The following is a 14,770-nucleotide window of genomic DNA, read 5'->3' on the forward strand; positions in this document are numbered from 1 at the left end:
ATGTCCTCACATGCGCCCAGATTCATAAGCCGCGCAGCAAGAGCGACCTTCTTCTTCGTCGCCGACGAAGACGTAAGAAGACGTAAGGAGCATGCCAGCATGAATAAGAGCGCCCCTGAGAACATCGATCGACGCCAGTTTCTGCGGCGGACCGGGCTGGCCGTCGGTGCCGGCGCTGTGCTTCCGCAATTGGGGGCCCCTTGGGCGAGCACATCCCTCGCAATGACCCCGAGTTCTTCAACATCGAGGATCACCCCCGACGACCTCTTCACAGCCGGCAAGTTCAAGGAAGCCGATCAGGGCTATGCGCATCTCCTGCGCAGAGCTCCTGGCAACGCCCACGCCGCGGCGCAGCGCGGGCGCATCGCGCTGCTGTCCAACAAGTTCGAAGACGCCGAGAAGTTTCTGACCAGGGCCATCCATCTGGCGCCTGACGATAACTTCTCGAAGCGGCAGCTGGCGGAATGCTTCGTCCGCCAGGACCGGGTCGCCCGCGCGGTGCCGCTGCTCCGGGGCACCGGCGATCTGAGCGACGCGGCGTTCGCCGCCCAGTACGCCAGCGTGACCGGCACGCCGTATGAGACGCAGGGCGCGCAGAAGACGCGCGTTCCCTTCGTGTGCGTCGATCCTCTGCCCTGCGTCGAAGCAGCGGTGAATGGGGCGAAGCCGAAGAGGTTCTTGATCGACACCGGGGCAACGCTCGCCTTGTCCACGGAAACGGCGGAGCAGGCCGGTCTTCGCGCGGTGTCCACCAGCACGAGCAATCCCGCCGGGCAGACCCTCACGACCTATCACGGCGTTATGGAGTCGTTCCGACTGGGTGACATCGTGCTGCGCAATGTTCCGGTCGTCTGGTACGACCTGAGAATGCCGGACCTACCGGACGGCTCTCGGCCGTCAGGCGTCATCGGGACCACGCTGCTCTACCATTTCCTGGCCACGATGGACTACGCGAATCAGGCGCTCGTCCTCCGGCGGAAGACGGGAACACAACTGCGGGAGTTCCTGGTGGAGGCCAGGCGTGCCGGAGTCGACCGCCTGCCGTTGTGGCTGGCGGGCGACCACATCCCTTGCACCCTGGGGAGCCTCAACGATTACGGGCCGCGGGTGGTCTCTCTCGACACGGGAGGCATGAGCATGGGCGTCATGACGACCGAGGAGAATGCGAAACGAGCGGGTATCGAGATCGATTACGATCATCCGACGACAGGTGGTGGAATAACGTTCTACCCGATCACCCCGGCCAGGATAGGTCTAGGAAAAACGGTCGGTCGGAACATCCCCGGCGTTGCCGGCGGATGGCCGTGGATCAAGCTCTTCGGGTTCGAGACGATCGCCAACTTCACTCATGAGTTCTTCAAGCCCCACGCCATCACCTTCGACTACGCCGGCATGAACTTCTACATCGCGAGCAGGTAGCGCGGCACCCCGCGGCGCCAACGGCTCTCCCGTGGTTCGCATCAGGAATACGCCGATATCAGGGCGCGCGACATCGAGATATTGGGATCCCTTCCCGAAGGGCGCGTGGAGAATGGAAGGTATTCGATCTCGGATTGGACCGATTGGCTGCAGTTGCAGTTCGCGCAGACAGGTGATGATGTCAGCGTATTGGAGAAGCTGGCGGAGACTGGGAGGACGAAGCGAATCCGGCGCTCCGCGATGGTCCGGCTGGGGCATCTCAACGACCAGGCCAAGCGCTGAGTGAACGTGGTTTCACCCGCTCCGCCGCCCGGTCGTAGCTGACCAGACCGTGCCTGGCCGTGCGCGCGCCTGCCCCGGCGGGCTACTTCAAAGGTTGCCGCCTGTTGCGACGGGCGGCCCGGACGGCCATCACCATGCAGGCCAGGACAAGGGCCAAGCAGGCATACACGACGGGGTTGACGTACGCGGGCACCAGGTCGGTGGTGGTGCCGTCGCTCCACCGGCATCGATGGGTGAGCGGCAACCATGTCCAACTCGTCGCAGGGGACGCCAACGGCTTGTCGGCGCAGTATTCGCTGGTGGGGCGCAGTTCGAAGAAACGTCCCTCCCATACGCCGTGGGCGTAGAACACGCCCGCGACAAGCAGTGCCGGGTAGGGGAGGAGGCGGGTGGCTTTCATGCATTCGATCTTCCCCAATCGGTATATCGGGCGGCAATGATGCACTCAGCCGCGCTCGGCATCCGTGATCGCCGTAGTTGAGTCTCTTGGTGATCTACGTTGTAAAGGGCGGCACTGGGTTTCTTGCTCTGCTCGGGTCGGCTTCGGTGGCGGGGGCGGCGTTGGCGGCAGCGGTCATTTGCCCAGGTCTGAGGCGGTATCCGCGCCCATGGAGGCCGGGTCGGGGGTGGGATGAGAGATCGCGGAGGCCGCATGAAGTTTTCTTTTAGGACACGTCCAAGTCTTGAAACTTGTAACCAGAACGCGATTGAGTTCGCTCGTGTCACAACGTCATCAAAGTCACCACCCCCGCTTGCTGGCCGTGGCCCTCCTCGCCCCGCTGCTCGCGTTCGGCGCGACCGCCGGGCCCGCCACGGCCGATGCGCAACCCCCGCAGCCACAGCACCCCCTCGTCGAGGACGCCGCCCCCGCATCCTCGTATCCGGCCGCCTCCACGCTGCTCGCCACCCCCGGCACACAGCGGCTGGAGACGGCGAAGCAGACCCGGCCGGTCGCGCCGGGCGTCACACTCTCCTCGTTCGACCGCTATGACGCGGCCGGCTGGTTACGCGCCGACGCGATCACCGCCGACCTCACCGGCGGAGCGAGCGCCGGCTACGTCTTCTCCGGGGAGGTGTCGAAGACCGAGCCGCTGTCCGGGCCGGTGAAGCGCGGCCGCGCCATCGCCGCCGTCAACGGCGACTTCTTCGACATCAACAACTCGGGGGCGGCCCAGGGCGTCGGCGTCCGCGACGGGGAGCTCGTCCAGTCCTCGGTCGCCGGCCACGGCAACGCGGTCGCGCTCACGCCCGACGGCGTCGGGCGCGTCCTGCAGATGCGGTTCGACGGCACCGCCACCCCGGCGGGCGGCGAACCGATCACCCTGACCCAGTTCAACCAGCTCATCCAGGCCGGCGGCGTCGGCGTGTTCACCCCGCTCTGGGGCTCCTACGATCGAGGCCGCGCGGTCGCGGGTGCCGCCACGGTCACCGAGGTCGTGCTCCGCGACGGTGCCGTGGCCGAGGTACGCTCCGCCGCCGGCGGCGGCCCGATCCCGGCGGGCACGACGATCCTCCTCGGCCGCGAGGCCGGGGCGGCGGCCCTGGCCCGACTGAAGCCGGGCGACCGCGTCGACGTGGCGTACCAGCCGAAGGCCTCCGACGGCGGCGCCGTCAAGACCGCGGTCGGCGGCGGTGACATCCTCGTCAAGGACGGTGTCGCCCAGGTCTCCTCCGACAACGCCGCCCACCCGCGCACCGCCGTCGGCTTCTCCGCCGACGGCCGCACGATGTACATGCTGACCGTCGACGGCCGCCAGGCCGACAGCCGGGGCGTCACCCTCACCGAACTCGGAACCATGATGGCCGAGCTCGGCGCGCACAACGCGATCAACCTCGACGGCGGCGGCTCCTCCACGATGCTCGCCCGCAAGCCCGGCTCCGCCGACGCCCGCGTGGAGAACAGCCCCTCCGACGGCGAGGAGCGGCACGTCCCCAACGGCCTGGCCCTCTACGCCCCCGCCGGCAGCGGCAAGCTCAAGGGCTTCTGGGTCGAGACGGCCGCCGACCCGGTGAAGGCGCCGGGCACCGGGCCGACCGCGGGCGGGAGCACCGACCGCGTCTTCCCCGGGCTCACCCGCAAGCTCACCGCTGACGGCTACGACGAGACGTACGGCCCGGTGGACGGCGCGCCCTCGTGGCGGGCCACACCGGCCGTGCACGGGCAGGTCGGCCGCGACGGCGTCTTCCACGCCTCGACGCCCGGCCAGACGACCGTCACCGCCTCGCGCGGCGGCGTCAAGGGCACGATCGAGCTCACCGTCCTGCAGCCCCTCGAACGGCTGGGCGCCACGGCCGACCTGGTCGGCCTCGGCGGCGCGGACGACGCGGGCGTCTTCGGCGTGGTGGGTTACGACCGCAACGGCAACTCCGCCCCCATCGAGCCCGGCGACCTGCGCCTCGACTACGACACGACCCTGTTCGACGTCGCCCCCGCCGAGCACGGCCTGTTCACGGTGACGTCGAAGAAGGCGACCGGCTCGGGCACGATCACCGTCACGGCCGGCAAGGTGACCACCGCGGTGCCGGTGACGATCGGCTACCAGGACGTCTCGGTCGCCGACTTCGAGGACGCCAAGTCCTGGACGTTCTCCGCGGCGCGCGCCACCGGATCGCTGTCGCCGACGCCGGGGCAGAGCGGCGGCGGGCTGCGGCTCGCGTACGACTTCACCCAGTCGACCGCCACGCGGGCGGCCTACGCCAGCCCGCCGCAGCAGATCACGGTGGAGGGGCAGCCGCAGGCGTTCGGGATGTGGATCAACTCCTCCGGGCACGGGGAGTGGCCGAGCCTGGAGTTCTACGATGCCCAGGGACAGTCGCAGATCCTGCGCGGCCCCTACCTCACCTGGACCGGCTGGAAGTACGTCGAGTTCGCCGTCCCGCCTGGGGTGAACTACCCGCTGAAGCTCCGGCGCTTCTACGTCGCGGAGACCAGGGCCGACACGCTGTACAACGGTGAGATCGCCATCGACGGGCTGGTCGCCAAGGTGCCGCCGCAGGTGAGCGCCCCGGCCGCCGCCAAGGTGACCGACCCGGTCGTCCGTACCGGCACCGAGGTGGCCGGCATGCCGTGGCGGTTCGCGGTCATGTCCGACGGCCAGTTCGTGGCGCGCGCCCCCGGCAGCGACATCGTCGCCAACGTCCGCCGCACCCTGCGGGAGATCAAGGCGGCCAAGCCCGACTTCCTGATCATCGACGGCGACCTCGTCGACGAGGCGTCCCCCGAGGACTTCGCGCTGGCCAAGCGCATCCTGGACGAGGAACTCGGCGGCGAGCTGCCGTTCCACTACGTGCCCGGCAACCACGAGGTGATGGGCGGGAAGATCGACAACTTCAAGGCGGTCTTCGGCGACACCTACGGCACGTTCGACCACAAGGGCACCCGCTTCATCACCCTCGACACCTCGCGGCTGAACCTGCTCGGCGGAGGGTTCGAGCAGGTGGCCATGCTCAGGAAGCAGCTCGACGCGGCCGCGAAGGACCCCGCGATCGGCTCGGTGGCCGTGCTGTTCCACGTGCCCCCGCGCGACCCCACGCCAGGCAAGGGCAGCCAGCTCGGCGACCGCAAGGAGGCCGCGCTGGTCGAGGGCTGGCTGGCCGACTTCCAGCGCACCACCGGCAAGGGGGCGGCCTACATCGGCGGTCACGTCGGGACGTTCCACGCCTCGCACGTCGACGCCGTGCCGTACTTCATCAACGGCAACTCCGGCAAGAACCCGGCCACGGCGGCCGACGACGGAGGGTTCACCGGCTGGTCGCTGTGGGGCGTCGACCCGGTGACGGCGAAGGAGGCCGAGCACGTCCGGCGCAACTGGTTCGTGGACGCACCGACCTGGATCGGCACGCAGGTCCGCCCGCACGTGGACGAGCTGACCCTCACCGCGCCCGCTTCCATGAAGGTCGGCGAGTCCGGCCGCGTGTCGGCCACCCTGACGCAGGACGGTCGTACGGTGCCCGCCGCCTATCCGGCCTCGGCCGACTGGTCCGGCTCCCCGAACCTGCACGTCGGCGATCGCGCCGGCGCCAAGCCGTGGCACGTCGCGGTGCTGGACCCGGAGACCGGGGCCATCACGGCGCTGCGCCCGGGGCAGGTCGTGGTCGCCGTCACCGTGAACGGTGTCACCCGCCAGGCCACGGTCGCGCTGGCCGCCCGCGCGGCCGCCTGACCCGCGCCCTCGAACGGGCCCTCCCGCGGTACGGCGTCGCCGCGCCGCGGGAGGGCCCGCGTACGCCGGACGGCCGACGCCGGGAACACGGCGGCGTGTTGACCTTCCCCCTGGGTGAAGCAGCAGCATCGTCCGTACCGGCCACGGCGGCCGGGACGAGGAGGAGTGGTGCGGCTGCTGACGATCGGGGTGTTCGCTCGGGCCGCCCGGCTGTCGCCGAAGGCGTTGCGGCTGTATGACGAGCTCGGGTTGCTGCGCCCGGCCGCGGTGGACGGAGAGTCCGGATACCGGTTCTACGATCCGGCGCAGCTGGAGCGGGCCCGGCTGATCGCCTGGCTGCGGCGGCTGGGCATGCCGTTGGCCCGCATCCGGCAGGTGTGCGACCTGCCGGCGAGCGCGGCGGCCGAAGAGATCGCCCGCTACTGGGAGCAGGTGCTGGCCGAGACCGCCGCCCGCGGGCAGTTGGCCACGTTCCTCGTCGACTACCTGTCGGGAAGAGGAAGCACCGTGGAAGAGACGGCGACCGTACTGGGGATCCGTTACGCCGCCAGGTCAGAGTCGGGACTGGTGCGCACGAGCAACGAAGACACCGCGTACGCCGGCCCCCGGCTGCTGGCGGTGGCCGACGGGGTCCGCGGCCCGGCCGGGGACCTCGCGAGCGCGGCGGCCGTCGACGCGCTCAAGCCGCTGGAGACCATGGCCGTCCCGGCCGAGGATCTGCTGGGCGCTCTCTCCGACGCGGTCGGCGAAGCCGACCGGATGATCGGGGAAATCGCCGCGTCGACGCCGTCGGGTGAGGCGGTCACCACGTTGACCGCACTGCTGTGGTCGGGTTCCCGGCTGGCGCTGGTGCACATCGGTGACACCCGGGCCTACCTCGTACGTGACGGCGAACTGTTCCAGATCACCCATGACCACACCTACGTCCAGTCGTTGGTCGACGAGGGCCGGCTGACCGAGGAGGAGGCGGCCTCGCATCCGCGACGCTCGCTGCTCGCGCGAGCGCTGATCGGTACCGGCGGGGCCCAGCTGCACCTGTCGCTGCACGAGGCCGCGGCCGGTGACCGGTACCTGCTGTGTTCCGACGGCCTGTCCGCCGTCGTCCCCGCCGGGTCGCTGCGCGAGGTGCTGACCGGGCCCGCCGCACCCCAGCACGTGCTCGACGAACTGGTCGCGCGGGCGTACGCTGCGGGCGCCCCCGACAACATCGCCTGCGTCGTCGCCGACGTGGTGAGCCTGGACGCGCCGGCCGCGGCCAGGCCCGCGGGCACCGGGCGGTGAGCACGTCGAACGTCCGGTCACTCGGCGCCTACGCGGTGGACCGCCGCCCGCTGGCCGTCGCGGCCTTCCGGCGATTGTGGGTGGCGTCGGCGGCCTGCGCGGTGGGCGGTTCGTTCAGCGTGGTCGCCGTGCCGACGCAGCTGTACACGGTGACCGGCTCCTCGGCGGTCGTGGGCGCGGCGGCGGCGGTGTCGTTCGCCGCGCTGGTCGTGGCGGCGTTGTGGACCGGTGCGCTCGCCGATCTCATGGACCGGCGAAGAGTGCTACTGGCGGCCGACTGCGGCCTCGCGTTCACGTACGCGGCCTTGTGGGCCCAGGCCGTGCTCGGCGGGCGGTCCGTCCCGGTCGTGATGCTGTTGGTCGCCTGCCAGGGCCTGTCCTTCGCGGCGATCATGACCACGATGGGCGCGGTGGTGCCCCGCCTCGTCCCCGTCGAGCTGTTACCGGCGGCGAACAGCCTGAGCTCGCTGACCCGCTACGCCGGGTCGATCGTCGGACCGGCGCTCGCCGGGGTCCTGATCCCGATAGTCGGGCTCGACACGCTGTACCTGTTCGATGCCGTCGCGCTGATGGCCGTTGTGTGGGCGGTCGCCAAGCTGCCGCCACTTCCACCGCTTCCGCCGCTGCCGGCGCAGCCGCACCCGGCCGGATCATCGCGCGATCCGGCCGCGCGGCACCGCCGGCGTCGCCCCACGATCGGCCAGGTAGTGGCCGGTTTCCGGTACTTGGCGGCCAGCCGGCTGCTGGTGGCGGTGCTCGCGGTGGACCTCGCGGCGATGGTCTTCGGCATGCCGACAGCCCTGTTTCCGGAACTCGCCCAGCACACCTACGGCGGACCCGCCGGAGGCGGCCTGGAGCTGGGACTGCTCTACGCCGCCTATCCGGCCGGGGTCGTCGCAGCCGGGCTGTTGTCGGGCACGTTCACTCGCGCCCGACGCCACGGTGCGCTCATGGCGGGGGCGGCCGCCGCCTGGGGCAGCACCGTCGTGTTCCTCGGACTGGCCGCACAGCTGTGGGTCGCGCTGGCGGCGCTCGTCCTCGGCGGTGCGGTCAACTTCGTGCTGAGCACCTTCCGCAACGCCATCACGCAAGCACACACCCACGACGCCATGCGCGGCCGGATCCAGGGATCGCTCACCGTCGTCCTCTGCGGCGGCCCGCACATCGCGAACCTGCTGCACGGGGCCGCCACGTCACTCCTCGATCCCCGAGTGGTGATCTGCGCCGGCGGGCTGCTCACAACGGTGACCGTGGCGGCGATCGCCTGGGCGGTGCCAGAGCTGCGGAACCACACGGCCCGGTCCGCGACCTCCGCCCCGCCGAGAGCCGCTGTCCCGGCCCGGCCGCGCGAATGACGCCCGAAGATCAAGCGCTCGATCGCCTGCGGGGCCGTCAAGCTCGAAGAAGCCCGCGTCGTCAGCGGCCGTCGCCGTTCTCCGCGACGACCGCGAGCAGGGTCGTCATGGCGGCGGTGATCTCCGGGTCGCCGCTCGGCTCCGAGCGCCGGCGGGCCTCCTCGACGGTGATGCCCCTGGTCGCGAGCCGCCAGAAGGTGTCCTGATCCATCGAGACGCGCGCGGCCGGCTCGTCTCCCGGCGTCGCCATCCGCCACCGGCCGCCCTGCCACGCCGCGCTCCATCGGCCGCCCGCCGGCCCGATCACCTCCAGGTGCGCGGCGGTGCCCTCCGGACGGTCGTGCCCTCGCAGGGCGTACGGCAAGGCGCGGGCGAAGACGTCCAGGACGGGCGCCATGAGGTCCGGCTCGGTCGCGCCGGGACGCGCGACGGCGTCGCGCACCTGCTGCTGGTGACTCCAGAATTCGGTGTATTCGCGTCCGATGTCCAGCCAGGCGGGGCTGTCGACGTCCACCGCCGCCCAGGACACGTTCAGGCCGGCGGGCGCCTCCGGATCCTGTGCGGCCCAGACGGCGTCCAGGCGCGGTCCCAGGTGCTCCAGCAGCTCGATCAGCAGCTGTGGGCTGAGCTGGCGAGTCGCCCGGACGAACTCCTCGTTGGTACGCGCGAGATAGGTGGGAAGCGTCTCGCCGTCGCCGAAGACGGCGCCGCCGTACCCGTCCCGGCTGCCGGACAGGCGCCGCATGTAGTCGTTGAGCACATGGCCGGCGACGTCGTGCACATCCCAGCCCGGGCAGACCGTCGGCCTGGCCCAGTCGGCCGGATCCAGGGCGCGCAGCAGGTCGAGCATGGCCCGTCGCTCGCGGGGGAACAGGGGGCGTACGTCGATGACCGGGCCGAAGATCGTCATCACATCACCCTATTGACCGCCGTGCGCGGTCGGCATCCCGATATTGCCCGGCGAGGTTCCGTCGCCACCGGCCCCTGTGCGCGGGGCATGCGGTGCGCCGATGTATCGTAATTGCGAAAATGCGCAATTGCATTCTGTCGCTTATGCGATAACGGACCACGGGAGTGACGTGATCAGGGCATTCGCCGGCGTGGCCGGGCAGGAGCCGTCCGCGAGGAGGCAGGGTGCGGCACGGCCGCGCCCCGGCAAGGACGGCGCCGCGGGGCCGGCCGGTAAGGCGGACGTGTGATGTCGGTGCCGCTGTACGAGGCCAAGGCGGAGCTGTTCCGGCTGCTGGGCCACCCGGTGCGGATCCGGGTGCTGGAGTTGCTCCAGGACGGGCCGATGTCGGTGCGCGAGCTGCTGGCCGCGATCGAGGTGGAGCCGACCGGCATGTCGCAGCACCTGGCCGTGCTGCGCCGTTCGAGCATGGTCACCGCGCAGCGCGAGGGCAACACCATGGTGTACGCCCTGGCCGGCGGGCGGGTGGCCGAGCTGCTGAGCGCCGCCCGTGTCCTCCTCACCGAGAAGCTGACGGGACAGAATGAGCTGCTCAGCGAGCTGCTGGCGGACGAAGCGAACAGCGGCGTCTCATGAGCACGCTGATGTCGGCGAGCCGGGCCCGCCTGCGTTCGCTGCTGCCCGAGCGGGCCGAGATCGCCGCCTACGCCCGCCGTCCGCGCCGCGACCTGCTGGCCGGGCTGACCGTGGCGATCGTGGCGCTGCCGCTGGCGCTCGGGTTCGGCATCTCTTCCGGGCTGGGCGCGGCCGCCGGGCTGGCCACGGCGGTGGTCGCGGGGGCGATCGCCGCGGTCTTCGGCGGCTCGGGGCTGCAGGTGAGCGGACCGACCGGCGCGATGACGGTGGTGCTGGTGCCGATCATGCACGCGCACGGCGCCTCCGGCGTGCTGACGGTCGGCGTACTGGCCGGGCTGCTGCTGATCGCGCTGGCGCTGGCGCGCGCGGGCAAGTACATGGCGTTGGTCCCGGCCCCGGTGGTGGAGGGGTTCACCCTCGGCATCGCCTGCGTGATCGGCCTGCAGCAGATCCCCGGCGCGCTCGGCGTGCCCGCCTCCCACAGCGACAAGGTCACCGTGGTGACCTGGCAGGCCGCCCGCGACTTCCTCGCCCACCCGAACTGGTGGCCGGCGGCGATCGCCTGCGCCGTGGCCGCGCTGATGCTCGCGGGCGCGCGGCTGCGCCCGACCGTCCCCTTCTCCCTCCTGGCCGTGGCCGCCGCCACCGTGGCCGCCGAGCTGGCGGGCCTGGACGTGCCCCGCATCGGCGAGCTGCCCGCCGGCCTGCCCGCGCCGTCCCTGGCGTTCCTCGACGTCTCCGCCCTCGGCTCGCTGCTCGCCCCCGCCGTCGCCGTGGCCGCGCTGGCCGCGCTGGAGTCGCTGCTGTCGGCCGCCGTCGCGGACGGCATGAGCGTCAACCACAAGCACGACCCCGACCGGGAGCTGTTCGGGCAGGGCCTGGCCAACCTTGTCGCGCCGCTGTTCGGCGGTGTGCCCGCCACCGGCGCCATCGCCCGTACGGCGGTGAACGTCCGGTCCGGGGCCCAGTCGCGGCTGGCCGCGCTGGCCCACGCCGCGATCCTCGCGGTGATCGTGTTCACCGCTTCGGGGCTGGTCGCCAAGATCCCGCTGGCCGCGCTGGCCGGCGTGCTGCTGGCCACCGCCTTCCGCATGGTCGAGGCCGGTTCGGTCAAGGCGATGCTGCGCTCCACCCGCGGCGACGCCGTCGTCCTGGTGCTGACCGCGCTGGCCACCGTCGCGCTCGACCTGGTCCAGGCCGTCATCCTCGGCCTGATCGTGGCCGGGGCGCTCGCGCTCCGGGCCATCGCGCGGGACGTCCGCCTGGACGCCATGCCACTGCGCCCCGACCTGCCCGGCGACCACACCGACGAGGAGCACGCCCTGCTCGCCGAGCACATCGTCGCCTACCGCCTGGACGGGCCGCTGTTCTTCGCCGCCGCCCACCGCTTCCTGCTGCAACTCTCCAACGTCGCCGACGTGTCGGTGGTCATCCTGCGCATGTCCCGGGTCACCGCCATCGACGCCAGCGGCGCCCTCGTCCTCGGCGACGCCATCACCCGGCTGCGACGGCGCGGCATCACCGTCTACATCTCCGGCATCAGAGACGGCCACCACCAGCCCCTGCACGCGCTGGGCGTGATCGCCGACCTCGACCGGGCCGGCCACGTCTTCGCCACCACGCCCGAGTCCATCGCCGCCGCTCGCGACCACCTCCACCGGACCGGCGTGCTGCCCGCGGCTCTCGAACCGGACGTGGTGGGAGAGTAGGCGGTCCCGGCCTACCGGCTGGCGGTAATGCCGGGAACCCTGCTGGCATGGGGGTGGAAATGGTGGCTACCCGCACAGACAGCACGGCGAAGGGACGTCATCGTTGAAGAAAGGCACCCCTCGGCTCTCCGGACCACGGACGAGCAGGTCCGGACGGTGCCTCTCCTGGACGTGACAAGAACTCTGGATGGGCGTCATGTGTCAGCGCGACCCGAGACCCGTCCCCGTCGGCGGGGTGAACGGCACGTCGGTGGCCGCTCCGGCCCCTGACAGGAGCTCCCGCCCGTCCTCGGCCGTGAACGGCGCGACGTCGGACGAGGCGGAGAGCCTCCGGAATAGGATCGACCGGATGCTCGCCCAGCAGCGGCAGTTCGTGTCCGACGCCGCACATGAGCTGCTCACCCCGATCGCGGGCCTCCGTACGCAGCTCGAGGAGGCCCAGCTCCACCCGGACACGACGGAGCTGGACAAGCTCCTCGGCCGCGCGTTGCGGGACGTGGACCGCCTCCAGGCGATCGTCTCCGATCTCCTCGTGCTGGCCAAGGTCGGGATGCGAGCGTCCGGTGAGCCGGTCCGGGTGGATCTGGCGGAGCTGGTCGAGACCGAGATCGCCACGCGCGCCGACCCGCTGCCGGTGCTGCCGCGGCTCACGCCGGGAACGACGGTCGAGGTCGTCTGCCACGAGGTCCGGCGACTCGTCGCCAATCTCCTTGATAACGCGCAGCGGCACGGCAAGCACGTGCTCCAGGTCGAGGTGCGCGAGGACGGCGGCCACGCCGAGCTGGTCGTGGCCGACGACGGGTGCGGCATCCCCCCGGCCGAGCGTGCGTGGATCTTCGAACGGTTCGCCCGGCTGGACACGGCCCGCAGCCGGAGCCACGGGGGCGCCGGGCTGGGCCTCGCAATCGTCCGGGACATTGCCGAGGCCCACGGCGGGACCGTCACGGTCGAGGAGTCGGCGTCGGGCGGCGCGCGGTTCGTCGTCCGCCTGCCGCTCGCCGACCGTCTCGACGTCCTATGAACACGGGCGTGGCGGCCGTCAGCCGGTGCCGAGGGGGATCGTCGCGGTCAGCGTGGTCCCCTGACCGGCAGGGCTGACGATCTCCAGCGTGCCGTCGAGCGCCTGGACGCGGTCGCTGAGGCCGATGAGCCCGGAACCGACGCGGGTGTCCGCTCCGCCGACCCCGTCGTCGCGGACCGAGATCGTGACGCACGCGTCGTCCGCGTCCACCTCGACCCGGGCCATGGACGCCTGGGCGTGCTTGGCCACGTTCGTCAGCGCCTCCGACACCACGTAGTAGGCGGCCACCTCGACCCGCTCCGGCAGCCGCCGGTCGGCGCGTACGTCGAGCTCGACGGGGACGGGGGAGCGGCGCGCGAGCATCTTCAACGCGGGCCCCAGACCCCCCTTGGAGAGGATCGCCGGGTGGATGCCCCGGGACAGCTCCCGCAGGTCCTCCAGCACGAGGGTCAGCCCGTCGACGGCGCCGGACAGCCGCTGCCTCAGTTCCGCCAGCTCCTCCGGCACGCCGGACTCCATGGTCCGCAGTTCCAGCCCGAGCGAGACGAGACGTTGCTGGGCCCCGTCGTGCAGGTCGCGTTCGATGCGGTGCCGGGTCTCGTCGGAGGCCGCGACGACGCGGGAGCGGGAGGCGGCAAGCTCGTCGCGGGCCTGGGCGTTGGAGATCGCGGTCGCGATGAGCTCGGTGAACTCGCGCATGTGCTCCTCGTGGGCCTGTGATGGGGGCTCCGGGGCGCGGAAGAGGGTGACCATGACGCCCCACAGCCGCGCCTCGACCACGATGGGGGTGCCGACCGCGGAGACGATCCGCTGCGTGCGGGCCCACTCGGCCATCTCTTCGGTCGGGGCCTCGTACTTCGTCATCCGGCTCGGACGCCGGGTCTTCCACACCAGGCCGGCGACGCTGTGCTCGCTGGCCGGCCAGCGCGAGCCCACGGGCGGCATTGAGGTGGAGCCCTCCTTGCTCCACCAGCTCACCAGGACGATCGTGCCGTCAGGCTCGTAGCGTTCGATCACCGTGTAGTCCGCCCGCAGGAGGAGGCCGGTCTCGCAGGCGACGGCGTCGAGAATGTCCGTCGGCGGGACTCCGCGCGCGACGAGCGTCGCGACCCGGCGCAGTGCGGCCTGCACTTCGGCGATCCGGCGTAGCTGGTCGCGGCTCGTCTCCAGCGCCTGGCTGATCGCCTCGCGGTCGCGGGCCGCGTGCAGGAGCGCCTCGAGGGACGGCACGACACGCTCGCGCAGGCGGCGCATGGTCGTGCCGGGCAGGCCGGCGGGGACGAGGAGCGTGCCGAGCCTGGTGGTGCCATCGACCAGCGGCAGCGCCATGCGCTCCTCGTCACCCGGAACCGTGTCGACCTCGATCGTCAGGAACGGCAGGCCGAGCCCCTTGGCCAGGCGCTGGGAGGCGGCCGGCAGCGCCGAGCGCACCCGCTCGGTGCGCAGCAGGAGCCGGGACATCTTGGCGTCGGTGTCGGCCTCCCGGCGCCGATAGTCCGCCTCGATGACGAGGGAGCGCATCAGCGCCGCGGCCCAGCCGGCCAAAATGGCGACGACGACGAAGATGACGAGCGCGATCCACGACCAGCTGCTGAAGACCGTGATCGTGTGCTCAGGGGGAAGGTGGAAGTAGTCGAACGCGAAACCGCTGATCACAGCGGTGGCGACTCCCAGCCGCAGCCCCCAGATGTACGAGACCACGAGAACGCCGAGTAGGTAAACTACTCCCAGAGAGCTGCCCGGTGCCCACCTCTCCAGCGGGTCGGTCAGGAAGGTCTCCGCCGCTACGAACAAGGCGCTGACGATGACGCCCCACAGGATGGGCAGGCGCGTCGGGCGTAGCAGCAACGACATCAGCCGCGCGCGCATGCCTCCACGTTACTCCGTACGAAACCGGAGGCGCGTTCGATGTTGGCGCAGGTCAGAGCGACCGTGGCCGGCCGGTACGGCACGGCGTTCCGTCCCCTGCGCCCCGCGGGCGCGGCAGACCCACG

Annotated in this window: 10 protein-coding genes and 1 pseudogene; 8 read left to right on the top strand and 3 right to left on the bottom strand. The window is 71.3% G+C overall.

Annotated elements, in window-relative coordinates; genetic code table 11:
* The first annotated feature begins 99 nt into the window (after window positions 1-99).
* Complete coding sequence (locus tag ACQP1V_RS19355) at window positions 100-1,419, top strand: aspartyl protease family protein (RefSeq protein ID WP_433424998.1); 1,320 nt, start codon at window positions 100-102, stop codon at window positions 1,417-1,419.
* A gap of 364 nt (window positions 1,420-1,783) precedes the next feature.
* Here the strand turns inward: ACQP1V_RS19355 and ACQP1V_RS19360 are convergent, their stop codons facing one another.
* Entirely contained in the window at window positions 1,784-2,101 is a 318-nt protein-coding gene (locus tag ACQP1V_RS19360) for a hypothetical protein (protein ID WP_433425000.1), read from the bottom strand.
* A gap of 361 nt (window positions 2,102-2,462) precedes the next feature.
* Between ACQP1V_RS19360 and ACQP1V_RS19365 the strand changes: the two genes are divergently transcribed.
* The 3 genes from ACQP1V_RS19365 to ACQP1V_RS19375 all read left to right on the top strand — a co-directional run bounded on the left by ACQP1V_RS19365 (window position 2,463) and on the right by ACQP1V_RS19375 (window position 8,500).
* Window positions 2,463-5,864, top strand: coding sequence for a phosphodiester glycosidase family protein (locus tag ACQP1V_RS19365; RefSeq protein WP_433425885.1), 3,402 nt, complete (start codon window positions 2,463-2,465; stop codon window positions 5,862-5,864).
* A 168-nt stretch (window positions 5,865-6,032) separates the two neighbouring features.
* Window positions 6,033-7,145: a MerR family transcriptional regulator gene (locus ACQP1V_RS19370; RefSeq protein WP_433425002.1), complete on the top strand. Its 1,113-nt coding sequence runs from the start codon at window positions 6,033-6,035 to the stop codon at window positions 7,143-7,145.
* Entirely contained in the window at window positions 7,142-8,500 is a 1,359-nt protein-coding gene (locus ACQP1V_RS19375) for an MFS transporter (protein ID WP_433425004.1), read from the top strand. The genes ACQP1V_RS19370 and ACQP1V_RS19375 overlap by 4 nt, the downstream gene beginning before the upstream one ends.
* Window positions 8,501-8,561: 61 nt before the next feature.
* On the opposite strand, the gene ACQP1V_RS19380 is transcribed toward ACQP1V_RS19375, so the two are convergent.
* Complete coding sequence (locus ACQP1V_RS19380; RefSeq protein ID WP_433425005.1) at window positions 8,562-9,410, bottom strand: maleylpyruvate isomerase family mycothiol-dependent enzyme; 849 nt, start codon at window positions 9,408-9,410, stop codon at window positions 8,562-8,564.
* A 288-nt stretch (window positions 9,411-9,698) separates the two neighbouring features.
* Here ACQP1V_RS19380 and ACQP1V_RS19385 point away from each other — a divergent pair, with 288 nt between their 5' ends.
* The 4 genes and pseudogenes from ACQP1V_RS19385 (at window position 9,699) to ACQP1V_RS19400 (ending at window position 12,776) form a co-directional block, all read left to right on the top strand.
* Window positions 9,699-10,046, top strand: coding sequence for an ArsR/SmtB family transcription factor (locus ACQP1V_RS19385; protein WP_433425007.1), 348 nt, complete (start codon window positions 9,699-9,701; stop codon window positions 10,044-10,046).
* Window positions 10,043-11,755 (top strand): SulP family inorganic anion transporter, encoded by a 1,713-nt coding sequence (locus ACQP1V_RS19390; RefSeq protein ID WP_433425009.1) that lies wholly within the window; start codon window positions 10,043-10,045, stop codon window positions 11,753-11,755. The genes ACQP1V_RS19385 and ACQP1V_RS19390 overlap by 4 nt, the downstream gene beginning before the upstream one ends.
* Before the next feature lie 349 nt (window positions 11,756-12,104).
* Window positions 12,105-12,290: pseudogene (locus ACQP1V_RS19395) on the top strand (histidine kinase dimerization/phospho-acceptor domain-containing protein); the annotation flags it as partial.
* A gap of 15 nt (window positions 12,291-12,305) precedes the next feature.
* Window positions 12,306-12,776: a sensor histidine kinase gene (locus tag ACQP1V_RS19400; RefSeq protein WP_433425887.1), complete on the top strand. Its 471-nt coding sequence runs from the start codon at window positions 12,306-12,308 to the stop codon at window positions 12,774-12,776.
* Between the two features lie 18 nt (window positions 12,777-12,794).
* Here the strand turns inward: ACQP1V_RS19400 and ACQP1V_RS19405 are convergent, their stop codons facing one another.
* On the bottom strand, window positions 12,795-14,645 hold the full coding sequence (locus ACQP1V_RS19405; RefSeq protein ID WP_433425011.1) for a sensor histidine kinase: 1,851 nt from the start codon (window positions 14,643-14,645) through the stop codon (window positions 12,795-12,797).
* Window positions 14,646-14,770 lie beyond the last annotated feature (125 nt).

The sequence above is a fragment of the Microtetraspora malaysiensis genome, assembly GCF_050947145.1.
In the GTDB taxonomy this organism is placed as follows: Bacteria; Actinomycetota; Actinomycetes; order Streptosporangiales; family Streptosporangiaceae; genus Microtetraspora_A; species Microtetraspora_A malaysiensis.